Below are 19,296 nucleotides of genomic sequence, written 5' to 3' on the forward strand. Positions count from 1 at the left end.
CCGAGTCAACAGGAAAACAGTCGATTACCATATCTGAGCATTCCTCACGCTCCCTTGGAATCGACTCTAGCAAATGAATGACATCTGAGTAAAAAGGCTGTATGCAGCTATTTTGTCACTCGGATGTATCTTATATAGAGGAGAAAATAAGTGAAAACAGCAAAAGAAAGATTAACAGATGCTCTTCGTATGTCTGTAGTGGATACGATGACATTTTTCAACACATCTAGATTGGGTTTGACAGAGGAGCAAGTAGAAGAAAATCGCGATCTATACGGTGAAAATGAATTGACCAAAGGGCAAGAAGATTCAATTGTTAAAAAAATTTATGAGTCTATTATCAACCCATTTACCGTTATTCTTTTACTCATTGCATTGGTGTCCTTGGTTACCAATGTTTGGCTGGCAAAGCCAGGGCAAGAAGATCCGACAACGTTTATCATTATTGTTGTCCTTGTCTTGCTGTCTGGTAGTATTCGCTTTGTGCAAGAATTGCGGAGTGACAAAGCTGCCAGTAATCTTTCGCGTATGATTGTCAATACAGTGACAGTTGTTCGTGAGGGAAAAGAGCAAGAAATTCCGATTACAGAATTAGTGGTGGGAGATATTATCCGCTTGAGTGCAGGAGACATGTTGCCAGCAGATGTGCTAATTTTGGATTCGCGCGACTTCTTCGTACAACAGTCAGGTTTGACAGGTGAAAGTGACGCTGTTGAAAAAATGGCACTGGATAAATGTGAGATAAAAGAAACTGAGAGTTTACTTGAATCTGACTCACTTGCCTTTATGGGAACCAATGTAATCTCTGGTCGTGCTATCGCGCTTGTGCTTGTTGTTGGCGACGACACAAAAATGGGAGCTATTGAGCAAACGCTTAACACTTATGATGAACCAACTTCATTTGAACGAGAAATGAACAGTATTTCATGGTTGTTGATTCGTCTTATGTTGGTACTCGTACCTATTGTCTTTTTTATCAATGGTCTGACAGATGGAGATTGGCTAGAAGCTGGGGTATTTGCATTAAGTGTCGGTGTCGGTTTGACGCCAGAAATGCTTCCTATGGTCATCACAGCAAGCTTAGCGAAGGGTTCAATTCTTATGGCAAAAGAAAAAGTTGTCATCAAGAAACTCAATGCCATTCAAGATTTAGGAGCAATTGATATTCTTTGTACGGATAAGACAGGGACATTGACACAAGATGAGATTGTTTTGGAGTATCCACTTGATATTCATGGAGATCTTGATTTGGCAGTGCTTCGTCGAGCTTATCTTAATTCTTATTATCAAACAGGGTTAAAAAACCTGATGGATCGTGCCATTATCAATCGGACAGAAAAAGAAGCTGAAAAACACGAAATCGTTCGCAATTTAGACCAAACTTTTAAGAAAATTGATGAATTACCTTTTGATTTTGAACGTCGCCGCATGAGTGTGCTGGTTCGAGATGATGAGAATGTCGTTAGCATGGTGACAAAAGGTGCTTTAGAAGAAATGCTGGCCATTTCAAATTATGTCGAAGACAAGGGGAAAATCCTTCCTTTGACAGAAGAAATCCGTCAAGAAATTTTAACAGAAGTCGCACAGTTAAATGAGCAAGGTCTGCGTGTGCTGGGAGTCAGTTATCGTTCGGACTTGGATGCTGATTATGAATACACGGTCAAAGATGAGTCTGACATGATTCTGACAGGTTATCTTGCTTTTCTCGATCCACCAAAACCGTCAGCAGCCCCTGCTATTAAAGCATTAACCGAGTATGGCGTAGCTACCAAAATTTTAACAGGTGACAATGAAAAAGTTACAGAAGCAGTTTGTGAGAAGGTTGGCTTAGATGCAAAGAACATCTTGCTAGGCTCTATGATTGAAACGATGTCGGATGAAGAATTGAGCAGAGTTGTTGAAATCACAACTGTTTTTGCTAAATTATCGCCTGACCAAAAGGCGCGCATCATTTTACAACTGAAAGCAAACGGGCACAAGGTTGGTTATATGGGTGATGGAATCAATGATGCTCCTTCTATGAAAGTAGCTGATGTAGGTATTTCAGTTGATACAGCTGTTGATATTGCGAAAGAAACAGCTGATGTTATTCTGTTAGATAAAGACTTATTGGTGCTTGAAAAAGGCTTGGTGGAAGGTCGAAAAGTCTATGCCAACATGACCAAGTACATCAAGATGACAGTGAGTTCCAACTTCGGAAATATCTTTTCCTTGCTAATCTCAAGTATTTTCTTACCATTTTTGCCCATGGCACCGATTCATTTGATTGTGTTGAATTTGGTCTATGATATTTCTTGTATCGCTTTACCATTTGACAATGTAGACCGTGAATTTTTGCAAAAGCCTCGCATTTGGAGTGCAAAATCCATTACTCGTTTCATGGCCTGGATTGGTCCAATTAGTTCTATTTTTGACTGTACAACCTTTTTAATTTTGTTCTTTATCATTGCACCAATGATAACAGGGTCTGTTTATCATCATGGTATGTCTAGTAATTTCATTACGATTTTCCAAACAGGTTGGTTTATTGAGTCCATGTGGACGCAAACGATGGTTATCTATATGTTGCGCTCGCCCAAGTTACCATTTATTCAAAGTAGACCAGCTTTATCTGTAGTCATGACCACTCTAGCGGCAGTCTTCTTTGTGACTTTATTGCCCTACGGTCCTTTTGCAGCTCTTTTAAAAGTCACTCCATTAAATGGGATGTATTTCTTATTCCTAATCCTCATTATGGTATTGTATATGGCAAGTGTTACATTTGTGAAGCATTTATATATAAAAAAATACCACGAATGGTTATAAGGACTTGGTAATCTTTGAAAAGGCTTGTTTATTATAAGCCTTTTTTATGTTTTTTTGTTATAATAAGAAGAATAAATTGAAAGAAGGAACACCAATCATGGAAAAATTTCAAGTGATCGCACATCCGCTCATTCAGCATAAATTGTCTATCTTACGCCGTACAGATACATCTACCAAGGCTTTTCGTGAGTTAGTAAATGAAATTGCTATGCTAATGGGTTATGAAGTTTTACGTGACTTACCATTAGAAGATGTGGAAATTGAAACACCCATTACAAAGACAGTTCAAAAACAACTAGCTGGTAAAAAATTAGCTATTGTCCCAATCTTACGTGCAGGTATTGGTATGGTAGATGGTCTTTTGAGTCTTGTACCAGCTGCTAAAGTCGGACATATTGGAATGTATCGTGATGAAGAAACTTTGAAACCAGTTGAATACCTTGTGAAATTACCGGAAGATATTAGCCAACGTCAAATTTTCGTAGTGGATCCGATGTTAGCAACAGGTGGCTCAGCTATTTTAGCTATTGATTCACTGAAAAAACGTGGAGCACACAATATTAAATTTGTCTGTCTTGTTTCGGCTCCAGAAGGCGTGAAAGCTTTACAAGAAGCTCACCCAGACGTGGAAATCTTTACGGCAGCCCTTGATGATCACTTGAATGAAAATGGCTACATTGTTCCAGGATTGGGAGATGCAGGAGATCGTCTTTTTGGTACAAAATAATAAGTTTTATGTTTGACCTTTTTTGACCAAAAGGCTATAATAGTCTCATATTTGAAAAATCTTACTAAGAATTGTTGGTCAGATTAAAATATCAGATGAAAAGGAGAATACAATGATTCCTGTAGTTATTGAACAAACAAGCCGTGGGGAACGCTCGTACGATATTTACTCACGCCTTTTAAAAGATCGCATTATTATGCTAACTGGAGCAGTTGAAGACAACATGGCCAATTCCATTATTGCCCAATTACTTTTCCTAGACGCTCAAGATAGTACAAAGGATATTTATCTTTATATCAATACACCAGGAGGTTCTGTATCGGCGGGTCTAGCGATTGTCGATACAATGAACTTCATCAAATCAGATGTTCAAACAATTGTCATGGGAATGGCTGCGTCCATGGGAACCATCATCGCTTCAAGTGGTGCTAAAGGCAAACGCTTTATGTTGCCAAATGCAGAGTACATGATTCACCAACCAATGGGTGGAACTGGTGGCGGTACGCAACAAACCGATATGGCGATTGCTGCTGAACATTTGATGAAAACTCGAAACAATTTGGAAAAAATTCTTGCAGATAACTCTGGTAAGACCGTTAAGCAAGTTCATAAAGATGCTGAACGTGACTACTGGATGAGTGCTCAAGAAACACTAGATTATGGTTTCATTGATGAAATCATGGCAAATAACAACTTGAACTAATACTCTCTTTGCTATTATCTGAAAAAAATGTCCTCTGATGGGCATTTTTTTGATATACTTATAAATGAAAAAATGTTAGAAAGAAAACTCATGTTTAAAAAAGAAGAACGAACAGGTATCATTGTCTATTTATATTATAATCGTGACATAAAAAGAATTGCGTCCATTGGTGATATTGTCTATCATTCTAAAAAGCATCGTTATCTCCAGTTGTATGTAGATACTGCGCAAGTAGATGGTATTGTTGAGAAACTATCTAAGGAAAAATATGTCAAACAAGTACGGGTTTGTCATATTCAAGAATTGGATACAGACTTCGTTGGAAGTTTGTTTAGAGAGAAGGAAAACGTAAACATGTAAAAAAATTCTGTTGACTACTTGACAATTGTCAGATAATTCGGTATATTCTTAACATATTATTTTGAAACAAGGAGTTAAGAATATGAAAAAGAGAATTGCGCTATCATTTGTTGCTCTTGCAAGCGTTGCTCTTCTTGCCGCTTGTGGGGAAGTGAAGTCAGGTGGATCTAATGCAACAGGTACAAAAGTTGCTGATAAGACGATTAAAATTGGATTTAACTTTGAAGAGACAGGCGCAACAGCTGCTTATGGTACAGCCGAGCAAAAAGGCGCTCAGCTTGCAGTTGAAGAAATCAATAAAGCAGGTGGTATTGACGGAAAAAAACTAGAAGTAGTGGACAAAGATAATAAATCTGAAACAGCAGAAGCAGCTTCTGTAACGACCAACTTAGTAACCCAATCGAAAGTCAATGCAGTTGTAGGACCTGCGACTTCTGGTGCAACGGCAGCAGCTGTTTCTAATGCGACAAAAGCAGGTGTACCGTTGATTTCACCTAGTGCTACTCAAGATGGCTTGACAAAAAATCAAGAGTATTTATTCATTGGGACTTTTCAAGACAGTTTCCAAGGGAAGATTATTTCTAAGTATGTCACAGAAACGTTAAAAGCGAAAAAAGTTGTGCTTTATACGGATAATTCAAGTGATTATGCTAAAGGTGTCGCAAAAGCTTTCCGCAATGCGTATAAAGGCAAGATTGTTGCAGATGAAAAATTTGTCGCTGGTGATACGGACTTCCAAGCAGCTTTGACCAAGATGAAAGGGAAAGATTTTGATGCAATTGTCATCCCTGGTTACTATACTGAAGCTGGTAAAATTGTCAATCAAGCGCGTGGTATGGGAATTGATAAACCAATCGTTGGTGGTGATGGCTTTAATGGTGAGGAATTTGTCCAACAAGCAACTCCAGTCAAAGCCTCAAATATCTACTACATCTCAGGTTTTTCTTCGACAGTTGATGTCTCAGCGAAAGCTAAGAAATTCCTAGAAGCTTACAAGGCTAAATACAACAATGAAGAACCTTCAACATTTGCAGCGCTAGCATATGATTCTGTTTATCTTGTTGCCAATGCCGCCAAGGGTGCGAAAACATCTGTTGACATCAAAGACAATCTTGCCAAGACAAAGAATTTTGAAGGTGTAACAGGTGATACCAGCTTTGACAAGAATCATAACACTGTTAAAACAGCCTTTATGATGACCATGAATAATGGGAAAGTCACAGCAGCTGAAACAGTTAAGCCATAATCTTTCATAAAGAACTGCTTAAAATATATTTTATAGTGTATAGAAGAGTAACTATTTATGGTGGACATCGTAGATAGTTACTTCTCTTTATGTGGATTAAAAGAAGTAGTTAGGATAGATATCTTAGTTTTAAGAATGTAGCTCATTATGATTTGTAAGATAGAGTAACTGCCAGATCTGTCTTAAATTGTTTAACATCAATCAGCTATAAGGTGAGAAAAAGGAACTGACGACTTCTTTTGCTCAAACTTGGAATAGAGAGTGAGGAGAACTAATTTCTTTGAAACCGCGACTTACTCACTCTTTTTTGCGATAGGATAAGAAAGATGTGAATCACCACATCATCCTTTCATCGATATTATATTTAGAAAGTGTGGTGGCCATGCTCCAACAACTTGTTAATGGTCTAATTTTAGGGAGCGTCTATGCTTTACTCGCTCTCGGCTATACCATGGTTTATGGAATTATCAAACTCATCAACTTCGCTCATGGAGATATTTACATGATGGGTGCTTTTATGGGGTATTTCTTGATAAATTCCCTTCATCTTAATTTTTTCCTTGCCTTAATCTTGGCAATGATTGGGACAGCGGCTTTAGGCGTACTAGTCGAATTTTTGGCTTATCGTCCGTTGAGAAATTCGACTCGAATTGCAGCTTTGATTACTGCAATTGGTGTTTCGTTTTTCTTGGAGTACGTGATGGTGTATTTTGTAGGAGCCAATACTCGTTCGTTCCCCCAAGTGATTGAAACGGTTCGTTATAGTTTTGGACCGATTAGTCTCACCAATATCCAATTAATGATTTTGGCTGTTTCACTAATTTTAATGGTGTTGTTACAAGTCATCGTTCAAAAAACAAAAATGGGAAAAGCCATGCGGGCAGTTTCGGTCGATAGCGATGCGGCGCAACTAATGGGAATTAATGTCAATCGGACGATTAGTTTCACTTTTGCTTTGGGTTCTGCTTTGGCAGGAGCGGCAGGTGTGCTCATTGCGCTTTATTATAATTCCCTTGAACCATTGATGGGAATGACTCCAGGGCTGAAATCGTTTGTTGCTGCAGTTCTTGGTGGGATTGGCATTATCCCTGGAGCAGCATTAGGAGGCTTTGTCATTGGTTTGTTAGAAACCTTTGCAACAGCTTTTGGTATGTCAGATTTCCGTGATGCGATTGTGTATGGTATTTTAATCTTAATTTTACTCGTTCGTCCTGCAGGGATTCTTGGTAAGAATGTGAAAGAGAAGGTGTAAGCTATGAAGAAGAATTTAAAAATAAATATTTTATGGTTTGTTCTCCTTCTTGCTGGGTATGGGTTGATTACCTTGCTTGCTAGTGCAGGAGTTTTGAATGATTTTTATCTACAAATCTTACAACAAATTGGTATTAACATCATTTTGGCAGTAGGTTTAAATTTGATTGTTGGCTTTTCAGGTCAATTTTCTCTGGGACATGCTGGATTTATGGCAATTGGCGCCTATGCAGCTGCGATTATTGGCTCGAAATCAGCTACTTATCCGGCCTTTTTTGCAGCTATGGTATTAGGAGCGGTGATTGCAGGAACAGTAGCTTTGATTGTCGGGATTCCTACTCTTCGCTTGAAAGGTGATTATTTAGCGATTGCAACGCTTGGGGTCTCTGAAATCATTCGCATTTTAATCATTAACGGTGGTGATTTGACCAATGGAGCTGCGGGTATCTTGGGTATTCCTGCCTTTACCAATTGGCAAATGGTATATTTCTTTGTAGTTATTACAACTATTTTGACCATCAATTTTTTGCGTAGCCCAATTGGACGAGCAACCTTATCAGTTCGTGAAGATGAAATTGCGGCAGAATCTGTAGGGGTCAACACTACTAAAATTAAAGTGGTTGCGTTTGTCTTCGGAGCTATAACAGCTAGTATTGCAGGCTCACTTCAGGCTGGATTTATTGGTTCTGTTGTGCCGAAAGATTATACCTTCATCAATAGTATCAATGTCTTGATTATCGTGGTCTTTGGTGGTCTTGGTTCTATGACAGGTACTATTGTTGCAGCAATTCTCTTAGGTATCTTAAACATGGTGCTACAAAATGTGGCAAGTATTCGTATGATTATTTACTCTCTTGCTTTGATTTTGGTGATGATTTTCCGACCAGGTGGACTTCTTGGTACTTGGGAATTGAACTTCTCACGCTTCTTTAAAAACGATAAGGAGGTCAACTAATGGCGCTTCTTGATGTAAAAAATCTAACAAAAAATTTCGGCGGGCTGACCGCTGTGGGTGATGTAACCTTAGAGCTGAATGATGGGGAATTAGTTGGTCTCATTGGTCCAAACGGTGCAGGGAAAACAACGTTGTTCAACTTGTTAACGGGTGTTTATGAACCAAGTGAGGGAAGTGTGACTTTGGATGGCCATTTGATCAATGGTAAAGCTCCTTATAAGATTGCTTCGTTAGGGCTTAGTCGCACATTCCAAAATATTCGATTATTTAAGGATTTGACAGTGCTAGATAATGTCCTGATTGCTTTTGGAAATCATCATAAAGCACATGTCTTTGCTAGCTTCTTTCGTTTGCCAGCTTTCTATAAAAATGAGGCAGAATTGCGTGAGAAAGCTCTCAAATTACTGAAAATTTTTGACTTAGACGGAGAAGCAGAGACTCTTGCTAAAAATTTAGCTTACGGACAGCAGCGGCGGTTGGAAATTGTGCGTGCTCTAGCAACAGAACCCAAAATTCTCTTTTTAGATGAGCCTGCTGCGGGAATGAATCCGCAGGAAACAGCAGAATTGACAGAGTTAATCCGTCGTATTAAAAATGAATTTCAAATCACAATTATGTTGATTGAGCACGATATGAGCCTCGTCATGGAAGTAACTGAGCGAATCTATGTATTAGAATATGGTCGGTTGATTGCACATGGGACTCCTGATGAGATTAAAAATGATAAACGTGTTATCGAAGCTTATCTGGGAGGTGGAGCCTAATGTCTATGCTAAAAGTTGAGAATCTTTCTGTCCATTATGGCATGATTCAGGCAGTCCGAGATGTCAGTTTTGAAGTCAATGAAGGAGAAGTTGTTTCTCTTATTGGTGCAAATGGTGCTGGAAAAACGACGATTCTTCGGACAATTTCAGGACTGGTTCGTCCAAGTTCAGGAAAAATTGAGTTTTTAGGAAATGAAATTCAAAAAGTTCCTGCTCAGAAAATTGTGGCGGCAGGACTGTCTCAAGTACCAGAAGGACGCCATGTATTCTCAGGTTTGACCGTTATGGAAAATCTGGAAATGGGTGCCTTTCTGAAAACAAATCGTGATGAAAATCAAGCAAATCTAAAGAAAGTTTTTTCACGTTTTCCACGTTTGGAAGAGCGTAAGAATCAAGATGCTGCAACTCTTTCTGGAGGTGAACAGCAGATGCTTGCCATGGGACGGGCTCTCATGTCTACTCCTAAACTCTTGCTTTTAGATGAGCCCTCAATGGGATTGGCTCCTCTTTTCATCCAAGAAATTTTTGATATTATTCAAGATATTCAAAAGCAAGGCACAACTGTCTTATTGATTGAGCAAAATGCTAATAAAGCGCTCTCGATTGCTGACCGTGGCTACGTTTTAGAAACAGGAAACATTGTTTTGTCTGGCACAGGAAAAGAATTGCTCGCTTCTGATGAAGTTCGCAAAGCTTATCTTGGTGGGTGAAATGAGGACAAAAAGAAGTGGTTTTCTGCTTCTTTTTTATTCACTAATTTATTATTGGAAAGCGGAACAATGACTTTGAAAGCGTTTGAAATAAGCTGAAAAATACAGTATAATAGAACTGAAAAATCAGAGATAAAGGAGATTTCCATGGCAGTTAAAGATTTTATGACACGAAAAGTGGTGTACATTAGTCCAGACACGACGGTAGCACATGCTGCTGATATTATGCGTGAGCAGGGATTGCATCGACTTCCTGTGATTGAAAATGACCAATTGGTTGGTTTGGTAACTGAAGGGACAATTGCCGAAGCAAGTCCTTCAAAAGCAACGAGTTTGTCTATTTATGAGATGAATTATTTGTTAAACAAGACCAAAATCAAAGATGTCATGATTCGTGATGTGGTGACAGTGTCGCAATTCGCTAGCTTGGAAGATGCAACTTATTTAATGTTAAAAAACAAGATTGGAATTTTACCAGTTGTGGATAACCAACAAGTTTATGGTGTTATTACAGATCGTGATGTTTTTAGAGCCTTTCTGGAAATTGCTGGCTATGGAGAAGAAGGCATCCGTGTTCGCTTCATTACAGAAGATGAAGTCGGTGTGTTGGAAAAAATTGTGCATTTAATTGTTGAAGAAAATCTTAATATCTCTAATGCTGTCAATATTCCACGAAAAGATGGGAAAGTTGTTATTGAAGTGCAAATCGATGGCGATATTGATTTGCTAGCTTTGAAAGCAAAATTTGAAGATAAAGACATTCAGGTTGAGGATATAACCCGTACTTCAGCAAAAGCTTTATAACAAAATAAAAACGCATGGAATCAGTAAAAACTAGTAGCATGCGTTTTTTTATAGTTATTATCTTTGAAGTGGTTGTTTATTAGCATCTAGAGTAAAGCCTTCACCCAGAATTTCATGAGCATCTGTAATCGTAATAAAGGCACGTGGATCAACACTATGAATCACATTTTTCATCGTTTGCATTTCGTTCCGTCCAACGACACAGTAAATGAGTTTTAAGTTGTTTTCACTATAGTAACCTTGTCCATTGATGAAAGTAACTCCGCGGCTTAGATCTTCATCGATTTTCTTTGCTAACTCTTCTGGATGATTTGTGATCACCATAAATCCTTTACCAGCATAACCGCCTTCACTAATCAAGTCAATCACTCGTGAAGCGATAAAGACAAAAATCAAGGTATAAGTCACTAGGCGAACATCTTTAAAAACAAGTACAGTGAAAATAAGGACGCAGAAGTCTACAGTAAACATCAATTTTCCCATGGAGATGTTCGTATACTTGTTAGCGATTCTAGCAATGATGTCCGTACCACCAGTGGTGCCACCAGCATTGAAAACAATTCCCAGTCCAACGCCAGCAATAACCCCTGTTAGGAGCGCTACAATTACGAGATCGCCTTCAAGGTTAATCACGAAAGGAATTTTCTCAAAGATAGTCAGCCAACCAGAGACTGCAAAGGTTCCTAAGATGCTAGAGTATAATAGCCGTGAGCCAAAGACTTTCCAGGCAATGATGAAAAGAGGAATGTTGATGATGAGATTCATCAGTGAAACGGGAATTTTAAGTAAATAGTATGTGATGAGAGTCACCCCAGTTGCGCCCCCTTCATACAAATGATTTGGAATAATCAGATAATTGATGGCGAAAGCAAAAATTCCAGCTCCTAGAATAATCGTCAGATAGTTTTTAAACTTAGACATGATAACCTCCTAATAGTTTCTGCACACTCTATTGTATCAAATCTTGAAAGCTTATGTACAATTTTGAAACTAATTTTTAAAGTTTTTTTGTCGGTGATTTTTCTTTCTTTTTTTGATAAAATAGAGAATAGAAAAATTAGAAATGAGTTACTATGTCAAAAGGAATGTTCATCTCTTTAGAGGGACCAGATGGTGCAGGGAAATCAAGTGTTTTAGAAGCTTTGATTCCTATTTTAGAAACAAAAGGGCAGGCGTTTATCACAACGCGAGAACCTGGTGGAGTAGCGGTTGCTGAAAAAATCCGTGATATTATTTTAGATCCTAAGCATACAGAAATCGATGAAAAAACAGAATTGCTACTTTATATTGCTAGCCGCAGGCAGCATTTGGTAGAGCGCATCGTACCAGCCTTGAACCGCGGTGAGCTTGTGTTAGTAGATCGTTTTATTGATAGTTCTGTTGCTTATCAAGGATTTGGTCGCGGGCTCAAGGTAGCAGACATTGACTGGCTAAATAATTTTGCAACAGACGGTTTGAAGCCAGATTTGACTCTTTATTTTGATATTGAAGCAGAAGAAGGCTTAGCCCGTATTGCTAAGAGTAAGGATAGGGGAGCAGATCGTTTAGATCAAGAAAGTGTGGAATGGCATAAACGAGTCCGTAAAGGATATTTATCTATTCTTGAAAAAGAGCCAAATCGTATGAAAAGGATTGACGCCAGTCAGCCACTTGAAAAAGTAATTTCCGATACGGTAGCAGTGCTAGCAGAGCATGTTGAGAGTTTAAGATGAAAATAGAAGAATTAGCTCGGTTACAGCCAGTCTTGTTTGAGCGTTTTGAGCAAATTTTACAGCAGAATCGTCTGAATCATGCTTATCTGTTTACAGGAGCTTTCGGCAGTTTTGAGATGGCTAAATGTTTAGCTCAGAGTTTGTTTTGCACTAATAAAAATGGTGTCTTGCCTTGTGGAGAATGCCGAAATTGTCGTTTGATTGAGGAAGAGGATTTTTCAGATGTAACGGTTGTTCGACCAATCAATCATATTATAAAGACAGAGCGAGTCAGAGAATTGGTACGCAATTTTTCGCAGTCTGGATTTGAGAGCAACAAGCAAGTGTTTATCATTTGTGATGCGGACAAGATGCATGTCAATGCAGCTAATTCGCTGTTAAAGGTCATCGAAGAGCCGCAAAGTGAAGTGTATATTTTCTTGTTGACGGCAGATGAAAACCTTATTTTGCCGACCATTAAAAGTCGAGCGCAGCGATTTTATTTTCCGAAAAATAGTCCTTATTTACTAGAGAAATTAGAACAAGCTGGAGTGATGAAGACGCAAGCAGAATTGTTGACGGTTTACAGTCAGACGGAAGAAGAAGCTATGCGTTTGGCAGCTAGTTCATCATTTTTTGAACTAGTTAATGAATGTGAATGTTTTGTATCTTTTTGCTTGAATCAAAAAGCAATCGCCTATTTGCAGGTTGCGAAGTTAGCTGGTCTGGCTGATGATAAGGAAAAGCAAGGACAGGCTTTGAAGGTGCTGGAAATTTTATTTGCTAAAGAGATGGAAACAGAGTGTGGACGCTATTATTTAGACGGTATATTTACAGCGAGGAAAATGTGGCAAGCAAATGTTAGTTTTCAAAATGCACTCGAATATATGGTGTTACAAGAAAGAATCTGATGTGCTGTATTAGCATAGGAAAATGGTAGTGGGGATGAATAAAAAAGAATTATTTGATGCGCTGGATGAATTTTCTCAAAATCTGCTTGTGACTTTGGCAGAAGTAGAGGCAATTAAGAAAAATCTGAAAGGCGTAGTAGAAGAAAACGTAGTGCTTCGTTTGGAAAATGATAAATTACGAGAGCGATTGGGCCAAGTGGAGCATACAACAACACCAAAAACAAAAAGAAATCGCGATAATCTGCGTAAATTATACGAAGATGGTTTTCATGTCTGTACGGATTTTTATGGCCAACGCCGTGAAAATGATGCAGAATGCATGTTTTGTGACGAGTTGCTGTTTAGGGAGTAGGCATGCAGATTCAAAAAAGTTTTAAAGATCAGTCGCCTTATGGAAAGCTTTATCTAGTGGCAACTCCGATTGGGAACATGGATGATATGAGTATTCGCATGGTGAATACTCTGAAAGAAGTCGATTATATTGCAGCAGAAGATACCAGAAATACTGGTCTTTTGCTTAGACATTTTGACATTGCGACGAAGCAGATTAGCTTTCACGAGCATAATGCCAAAGAAAAAATTCCTGATTTGATTCGTTTGCTGAAAAGCGGGCAGGATATTGCTCAGGTTTCGGATGCCGGCTTACCTAGTATTTCTGATCCAGGGCATGATTTCGTCAAGGCTGCTATTGCTGAGGGAATCGCAGTAGTAACTGTGCCTGGACCGAGTGCGGGAATTTCAGCGTTGATAGCAAGCGGTCTAGCTCCGCAACCTCATGTTTTTTATGGATTTTTGCCACGCAAGGCTGGACAACAGAAAGAATTTTTTGAAAGTAAGAAATCTTATCCTGAAACTCAGATTTTTTATGAATCTCCTCATCGGGTCAAAGCTACTTTAGAAAATATGCTCAGTATCTATGGGGATCGTTCTGTAGTACTAGTACGAGAATTAACTAAGATTTATGAGGAATACCAGCGCGGCTTGATTTCGGAAGTGATTGGCTTTATTACGGAAAATCCACTAAAAGGCGAATGTTTGTTAATCGTAGAAGGTTTTAAGGAAGAAGAGGTTGAACAGTCAGAAGCGGATTTGTTGGTAGAGATTGAACAGTTAGTAGCAGCGGGGACAAAGAAAAATCAGGCTATCAAACAAGTGGCAAAAAAATACGGTTTGAATAAAAGTTCGCTTTATGCACGGTACCATGAACAAGCGAAATAGTGAGAAAAATCATGATTTTTTACAAACAAATGTATCTCTCTCCTTTAGGAGAAATGTCTCTTGTTGCTAATGAATCAGGTCTTGTTGGAGTTTGGTTTTTACAGCAGAAATATTTTGAACATGGTTTAGAAGAAGGAAACCTGCTTCTGGAAAAAAATGACGTTTTGAAAGAAACGGAACTTTTGCTAGAACACTATTTTAGCGGAGATTGTCCAGATTTTTCGAGTCTTCCTTTAGCTTCTGTTGGGACAAATTTTCAACAACAAGTTTGGGCTTATCTGCAAACTATTCCTTACGGAGAAACAGTTACTTATGGTCAGATAGCAAAGAAGTTAGGTAATCGTTCTGCGCAGGCTGTTGGCGGTGCTGTAGGTAGAAATCCTTTTTCTATCATCGTTCCTTGTCATCGGGTGCTAGGCAGTCAAGGACAACTAACTGGCTATGCTGGGGGGCTGGACAAGAAACGGTGGCTTTTGGAGCATGAGGGCGTTGAGCTTAACGAGAAAGCTTTAGATAAATGATAAATGGAGGAGAAAATATGTTACGATTTATTGAATATCCAAAATGTTCGACCTGTCGCAAAGCTAAAACTGAATTAAACCAATTGGGTTTGGACTTTGAAGCAGTAGATATTGTCAAAGAAACACCGAGTAAAGAGGAGATTCTAACTTGGATTGAAAATTCTGATTTGAGCCTTAAATCTTTCTTCAATACTAGCGGACTCAAATACCGTGAGTTAGGTTTGAAAGACAAACTATCAGGATTGTCAATTGAGGAAGCCGCAGATCTTCTAGCAGCAGACGGCATGCTCATCAAGCGTCCGATCTTAGAAAAAGATGGGAAAATCCTGCAAATAGGCTACCGTACAGAGTATGCGACATTAGATTTATAGAATAAAAAGGAAGTGAGATGACGAAATGGATTTCTTTGAAACCATGACGGTTGTCCCACTTTTTTAAGCTCTACATTTTGGTATCATTGGCGTTCATGTTATAATATTTTTAATAAACAAAGGGAAAGGGAAAAAATGGTTTTATCAAAAAAACGTGCACGAAAGGTGATTGAGGAGATAATTGCCCTATTTCCAGATGCCAAGCCCAGCCTAAATTTTAGAAATCATTTTGAACTGCTGGTAGCGGTCATATTGTCAGCTCAAACAACAGATGCAGCGGTTAATACGGTTACACCAACCCTTTTTAAAGCTTATCCGACTCCATTAGAAATGGCTGCGGCGTCAGAAAGCGAAATTGCTAGCTATATCGCTCGTCTGGGACTGTATCGTAATAAAGCTAAATTTTTGAAAAAGTGTGCTCAGCAATTGCTCGATGACTTTGATGGTCAAGTTCCTCATACATGGGAAGAATTAGAAAGTTTGGCTGGTGTAGGGCGTAAAACAGCGAATGTGGTCATGAGTGTTGGATTTGGTATTCCTGCTTTTGCAGTGGATACCCATGTGGAGCGAATCTGCAAACACCATGATATTGTCAAAAAGTCAGCTACCCCGCTAGACGTTGAACAACGAGTGATGGAAGTTTTACCAAAAAGTGAATGGTTGCCTGCGCATCAGGCTATGATTTGCTTTGGACGCGAAATTTGCCATCCTAGAAATCCTAAATGCGATCAATATCCGCAGTTGTACCATTTTGATTGAAAAAAAAAGAGGGGAAACCTCTTTTTTTATAACTCAATTTCCAATACAATTGGTGTGTGGTCTTGCCTTGTACCTGAGTCAATCATTTCTGACTTGGTTACTTTATCTGCAATTCGATTGCTGGTCAACCAGTAATCAATTCTCCAGCCACTGTTATTGATTTTGCTGGTCTTGCTGCGTTGTGCCCACCAGCTATAAACATTTGGAATATCGCCGTGAATGTAACGGAAAGTATCAGTAAAACCACGATTTAACAGATTGGTAAATCCGGATCGTTCTTCATCTGTAAATCCAGGTGAGCGACGGTTGCCAGAAGGATGAGCGAGGTCAATCTCATTGTGGGCCACATTGTAGTCCCCTGTTGCAAGGACAGGTTTTTCTATGTCTAAAGCTGTTAGATAATCAGCATATTTTTGATCCCACACTTGGCGTTCTACTAGGCGTTTAAGTCCATCACCTGCATTGGGAGTATAGACTTGTGTGACAAAGAATTTTTCAAACTCAAGGGTAATAATACGCCCTTCGGCATCCATAGTAGAAGGTGCACCGATTTCTGGGAAGGTTATTTTTGGAGATAGATTCTCTTTGTATAAAAACATAGTTCCGGCATAACCTTTACGTGCAGGTTCTATAGAAGAGCGCCATGTAGTTTCATAATGTGGGAATAATTCATCCAAAACTTTTAGATGTTTTTTAGTTGGTCCATTAGCAGATAATTTAGTTTCCTGAATGGCGATAATATCAGCGTCTAATCCTACTAAAGTCTGTAAAACAGCTTGTGACAATTGCGCACGTGCGGAGTCGCTGGTCAAAGCTGCGTTGAGAGAGTCAATATTCCAAGAAATGAGTTTCATATAGATACCTTTTCTAGATTCATTTTTTTCTATTGTATCAAAAAATGACTGACTCGGCGAGTTTGAGGTTGTAAAAAGGAGAGTAAAGTGTATAATACTGGTGAAAGGAGATATAATGGGAGGACTATTGTTACATATTGTTTTATTCATATTCTTTATTTGGTACCTTATTAGGTTACTTCGTTTGAAGGGAAAGCAATCTTCTACTGAACCATTTTGGATACCTAAAGAAATCGGTGTGGGAATTGGGATCAATCCAAGGAACACAGCTGGTTTTTGGGTAAGTCTGGCTGTGACACTTTCTATTCTTACTGTTCTTCTTGTTTTGATAGTATCTTTGATTTTGTAAAAGAGATTTGGGAAAATGTTTTTATAATAATATTGTTTGTAAAACGCAGTTTAGTGTGGTTTACTCAAAAAATGTGGCAGGTGATAAATAGATCTTTCGTAGAAAGCAATAACAAAGTTTTAATCAAGTTTATTGACGCTGATCTCGTTAGCTGTATTTGTAGCCTTCAACAGCTCCTCGGACTACTGGAGCTAATCATTGCTGCTACGGAGCGGAATGACAAAATCCAACACTTTAAGTTATTGATTTTGTCCTGTCCTCTTTCTTTTTTAAAACTATTTAGAAAAAAATCTAAATAGGTCTTGTGTTTTTTAAAAGAAAGAGTATAATTCTATTTAGAAGATTATCTAAATAGAAAGTGTAACTTAAATGTCGAAGAAAACGGATATGCTTACTTTTATTTTTTTATCTTATAGCTTAGCTTGGTTGATTTGGATTGGGCTATGGTTAGCTGATGTCAAGCTTGGCGAGCCTATCGCTCAGGCTGGAACTATTCTTGCCATGTGGATGCCAGCTTTTGCTTTTTTTATCTTAAAGAAAATGAGATCAGCAAACATGAAATTACAGGCTCAATTTTCAACAAATCTCAAAGGATGTTGGCGCTATTATTTATTAGCACTTTGGTTGCCTGCGGTATTGAGTTTTTTAGGAGCAGGACTGTATTACATCGTCTTTAGCAAACAGTTTAGTCTTGGTTTTGAGACGTTGCGAGAAATGCTGGGAAGAACAGGTAGTTCTCAAATAAATTTTCCCATACAGATCGTTATTTTTGCACAACTATTTTCAGCTTTGACGTATGCGCCTTTTCTTAATAGTCTGTTTGCTATTGGTGAGGAAATTGGGTGGCGTGGTTATCTTTATCCAGCACTACGCAAGCGTTTTTCAATAGTTCAAGCGCACTTATTAGTTGGACTTATCTGGAGTATTTGGCATCTGCCGATTAATTTGCAGGGATATAATTATGGACTAACTTATTTTGCATATCCTTGGCTGGGAGTGCTTGCAATGTTTGTTTTTTGTTTTAGTTTAGGCGTTTTATTAAGTTGGGTGATGGAAAAGACGAATTCTATCTGGGCTCCAGCACTCTTGCACGGTGCTGTTAATGCCATTGTTGGCGTGGGTCTTTTATTTCAATTGCCAACAGAAAAAGCATTAGCCTTGCGTATTCTAGGTCCGACACCCACAGGACTTCTGGCAGTTTTACCTTTCTTGTGTTTAGCGCTAGCCATTTTACAAAAAGAAAAGAGGGAAACTCATGAGTTTCGCTAATACCTTTAAGGCCTTATCTCATCCTGTGAGAAGAGCGATTTTAGATTTGCTAAAAATGGGCAGTCTGTCCGCTGGGGAAATAGCGGAACATTTTGAGCTGACGGGAGCTACCATTTCGCACCATCTTAATATTTTAAAAAAAGCAGATTTGATTTTGGAGACGCGCCAGAAAAATTATATCTATTATGAACTCAATACTTCAGTCTTGGAAGACATTGTAGTTTGGTTAGCTGAATTGAAAGGAGATAAAACTAATGAAGATTGATAAAAAACTATTGATACTAACGAGTGCTAGTATTTTGGTGCCTATGTTGATAGGCTGCCTTTTCTGGCAACAGTTGCCCCAAACAGTCGCAACGCATTTTGATTTTTCGAATCAAGTAAATGGATTCAGTAGTCGAGGGTTTACAGTTTTTGGTATTCCTAGTTTTCTGCTGCTTCTACATTGGTTTTGTTTATTTGTGACTAGCAAGGATCCTAAATCTAAGAATATTAGCTTGAAAATGTGGCATCTGGTTTATTGGATTATTCCTTTGACATCTTGTTTAGTCATGACAGTTATTTACGCGCAAGCCTTGGGTTATGCAGTTAATCATGCTCTGATGAATGGTATGTTTTTAGGAGTTCTATTTATTGCTATTGGGAATTACATGCCAAAAACTCGTCGCAATTATACGGTTGGTATACGTTTGCCATGGACTTTGGATAATGATGATAATTGGATACGAACACACCGCCTGGCTGGTAAAATTTGGGTGATTGGTGGTATTATCATTTTCTTTAATGGTTTCGTTCAGATTGCAGTTACGTTCGTGCTTGTTTTTACTCTAATCATTATGATTGTAGTGCCAATGATTTATTCTTACTGGGTATCTAAAAGGATACACTGATTCATTGCTAGATTGGATTTGAAAAGAAAGACTCTTATTTCAGATGTTTATGATGCGACTTGTACGACACAGTTGCTGTTTAGCTTGAAACTTTTTTAGTCTAATTATCGTTGTGGGAGCGGGACGACAAAATTGAAC

The 19,296-nt window shown here is 38.5% G+C and carries 23 protein-coding genes; 21 read left to right on the forward strand and 2 right to left on the reverse strand.

Annotated elements, in window-relative coordinates:
* The first annotated feature begins 150 nt into the window (after positions 1 to 150).
* From mgtA to H8787_RS03785, 10 genes are all read left to right on the forward strand, one after another.
* Positions 151 to 2,805 (forward strand): magnesium-translocating P-type ATPase, encoded by a 2,655-nt coding sequence (mgtA, locus tag H8787_RS03740; protein ID WP_187328262.1) that lies wholly within the window; start codon positions 151 to 153, stop codon positions 2,803 to 2,805.
* Positions 2,806 to 2,902: 97 nt separating this feature from the next.
* Positions 2,903 to 3,532 carry a uracil phosphoribosyltransferase gene (gene upp / locus H8787_RS03745; RefSeq protein ID WP_003025639.1) on the forward strand — a complete coding sequence of 210 codons (630 nt, stop codon included), beginning with the start codon at positions 2,903 to 2,905 and terminating at the stop codon, positions 3,530 to 3,532.
* An 88-nt stretch (positions 3,533 to 3,620) separates the two neighbouring features.
* On the forward strand, positions 3,621 to 4,235 hold the full coding sequence (locus tag H8787_RS03750; protein WP_262350666.1) for an ATP-dependent Clp protease proteolytic subunit: 615 nt from the start codon (positions 3,621 to 3,623) through the stop codon (positions 4,233 to 4,235).
* A gap of 90 nt (positions 4,236 to 4,325) precedes the next feature.
* Positions 4,326 to 4,595, forward strand: coding sequence for a DUF2129 domain-containing protein (locus H8787_RS03755; protein ID WP_003073520.1), 270 nt, complete (start codon positions 4,326 to 4,328; stop codon positions 4,593 to 4,595).
* Between the two features lie 82 nt (positions 4,596 to 4,677).
* Entirely contained in the window at positions 4,678 to 5,841 is a 1,164-nt protein-coding gene (locus H8787_RS03760) for an ABC transporter substrate-binding protein (RefSeq protein ID WP_187328264.1), read from the forward strand.
* Between the two features lie 382 nt (positions 5,842 to 6,223).
* On the forward strand, positions 6,224 to 7,093 hold the full coding sequence (locus tag H8787_RS03765; RefSeq protein ID WP_003043257.1) for a branched-chain amino acid ABC transporter permease: 870 nt from the start codon (positions 6,224 to 6,226) through the stop codon (positions 7,091 to 7,093).
* Between the two features lie 3 nt (positions 7,094 to 7,096).
* Complete coding sequence (locus H8787_RS03770; protein WP_039676746.1) at positions 7,097 to 8,047, forward strand: branched-chain amino acid ABC transporter permease; 951 nt, start codon at positions 7,097 to 7,099, stop codon at positions 8,045 to 8,047.
* A complete protein-coding gene (locus H8787_RS03775) occupies positions 8,047 to 8,811 on the forward strand; it encodes an ABC transporter ATP-binding protein (RefSeq protein ID WP_070669232.1) in 765 nt (254 codons plus the stop codon). Before H8787_RS03770 ends, H8787_RS03775 begins: the two co-directional genes overlap by 1 nt.
* Entirely contained in the window at positions 8,811 to 9,521 is a 711-nt protein-coding gene (locus H8787_RS03780; RefSeq protein WP_003070044.1) for an ABC transporter ATP-binding protein, read from the forward strand. The genes H8787_RS03775 and H8787_RS03780 overlap by 1 nt, the downstream gene beginning before the upstream one ends.
* 147 nt (positions 9,522 to 9,668) lie before the next feature.
* Entirely contained in the window at positions 9,669 to 10,325 is a 657-nt protein-coding gene (locus tag H8787_RS03785; RefSeq protein WP_006269836.1) for a CBS domain-containing protein, read from the forward strand.
* A gap of 57 nt (positions 10,326 to 10,382) precedes the next feature.
* Here H8787_RS03785 and H8787_RS03790 read toward each other — a convergent pair whose 3' ends face one another.
* Positions 10,383 to 11,246, reverse strand: a complete 864-nt coding sequence (locus tag H8787_RS03790; RefSeq protein WP_048800515.1) for a YitT family protein — start codon at positions 11,244 to 11,246, stop codon at positions 10,383 to 10,385.
* A 152-nt stretch (positions 11,247 to 11,398) separates the two neighbouring features.
* On the opposite strand from H8787_RS03790, the gene tmk reads away from it, so the two are divergent.
* The 7 genes from tmk (at position 11,399) to nth (ending at position 15,796) form a co-directional block, all read left to right on the forward strand.
* On the forward strand, positions 11,399 to 12,037 hold the full coding sequence (gene tmk / locus H8787_RS03795) for a dTMP kinase (RefSeq protein WP_187328265.1): 639 nt from the start codon (positions 11,399 to 11,401) through the stop codon (positions 12,035 to 12,037).
* On the forward strand, positions 12,034 to 12,927 hold the full coding sequence (locus tag H8787_RS03800) for a DNA polymerase III subunit delta' (protein ID WP_187328266.1): 894 nt from the start codon (positions 12,034 to 12,036) through the stop codon (positions 12,925 to 12,927). The genes tmk and H8787_RS03800 overlap by 4 nt, the downstream gene beginning before the upstream one ends.
* A 34-nt stretch (positions 12,928 to 12,961) precedes the next feature.
* Positions 12,962 to 13,279 carry a DNA replication initiation control protein YabA gene (gene yabA, locus H8787_RS03805; protein ID WP_187328364.1) on the forward strand — a complete coding sequence of 106 codons (318 nt, stop codon included), beginning with the start codon at positions 12,962 to 12,964 and terminating at the stop codon, positions 13,277 to 13,279.
* 2 nt (positions 13,280 to 13,281) lie between these two features.
* Entirely contained in the window at positions 13,282 to 14,145 is an 864-nt protein-coding gene (rsmI, locus tag H8787_RS03810) for a 16S rRNA (cytidine(1402)-2'-O)-methyltransferase (protein WP_134971133.1), read from the forward strand.
* An 11-nt stretch (positions 14,146 to 14,156) separates the two neighbouring features.
* Positions 14,157 to 14,666, forward strand: a complete 510-nt coding sequence (locus H8787_RS03815) for a methylated-DNA--[protein]-cysteine S-methyltransferase (protein ID WP_006269848.1) — start codon at positions 14,157 to 14,159, stop codon at positions 14,664 to 14,666.
* Between the two features lie 17 nt (positions 14,667 to 14,683).
* A complete protein-coding gene (locus H8787_RS03820) occupies positions 14,684 to 15,037 on the forward strand; it encodes an arsenate reductase family protein (protein WP_003034329.1) in 354 nt (117 codons plus the stop codon).
* 135 nt (positions 15,038 to 15,172) lie between these two features.
* A complete protein-coding gene (gene nth / locus H8787_RS03825) occupies positions 15,173 to 15,796 on the forward strand; it encodes an endonuclease III (RefSeq protein ID WP_070669231.1) in 624 nt (207 codons plus the stop codon).
* 26 nt (positions 15,797 to 15,822) lie between these two features.
* Here the strand turns inward: nth and H8787_RS03830 are convergent, their stop codons facing one another.
* The gene (locus H8787_RS03830; protein WP_187328267.1) at positions 15,823 to 16,650 is read right to left on the reverse strand and encodes an exodeoxyribonuclease III; all 828 of its coding nucleotides are present in this window, start codon (positions 16,648 to 16,650) and stop codon (positions 15,823 to 15,825) included.
* Between the two features lie 115 nt (positions 16,651 to 16,765).
* On the opposite strand from H8787_RS03830, the gene H8787_RS03835 reads away from it, so the two are divergent.
* The 4 genes from H8787_RS03835 (at position 16,766) to H8787_RS03850 (ending at position 19,158) form a co-directional block, all read left to right on the forward strand.
* Positions 16,766 to 16,999, forward strand: coding sequence for a hypothetical protein (locus H8787_RS03835; protein ID WP_020997663.1), 234 nt, complete (start codon positions 16,766 to 16,768; stop codon positions 16,997 to 16,999).
* Between the two features lie 369 nt (positions 17,000 to 17,368).
* The gene (locus H8787_RS03840; protein ID WP_187328268.1) at positions 17,369 to 18,268 is read left to right on the forward strand and encodes a CPBP family intramembrane glutamic endopeptidase; all 900 of its coding nucleotides are present in this window, start codon (positions 17,369 to 17,371) and stop codon (positions 18,266 to 18,268) included.
* Positions 18,255 to 18,533, forward strand: a complete 279-nt coding sequence (locus H8787_RS03845; RefSeq protein ID WP_003070009.1) for an autorepressor SdpR family transcription factor — start codon at positions 18,255 to 18,257, stop codon at positions 18,531 to 18,533. Before H8787_RS03840 ends, H8787_RS03845 begins: the two co-directional genes overlap by 14 nt.
* Positions 18,523 to 19,158 (forward strand): SdpI family protein, encoded by a 636-nt coding sequence (locus tag H8787_RS03850; RefSeq protein ID WP_187328269.1) that lies wholly within the window; start codon positions 18,523 to 18,525, stop codon positions 19,156 to 19,158. The genes H8787_RS03845 and H8787_RS03850 overlap by 11 nt, the downstream gene beginning before the upstream one ends.
* Positions 19,159 to 19,296 lie beyond the last annotated feature (138 nt).

Source organism: Streptococcus sp. NSJ-72 (assembly GCF_014334035.1).
GTDB classification, from domain to species: Bacteria; Bacillota; Bacilli; order Lactobacillales; family Streptococcaceae; genus Streptococcus; species Streptococcus constellatus.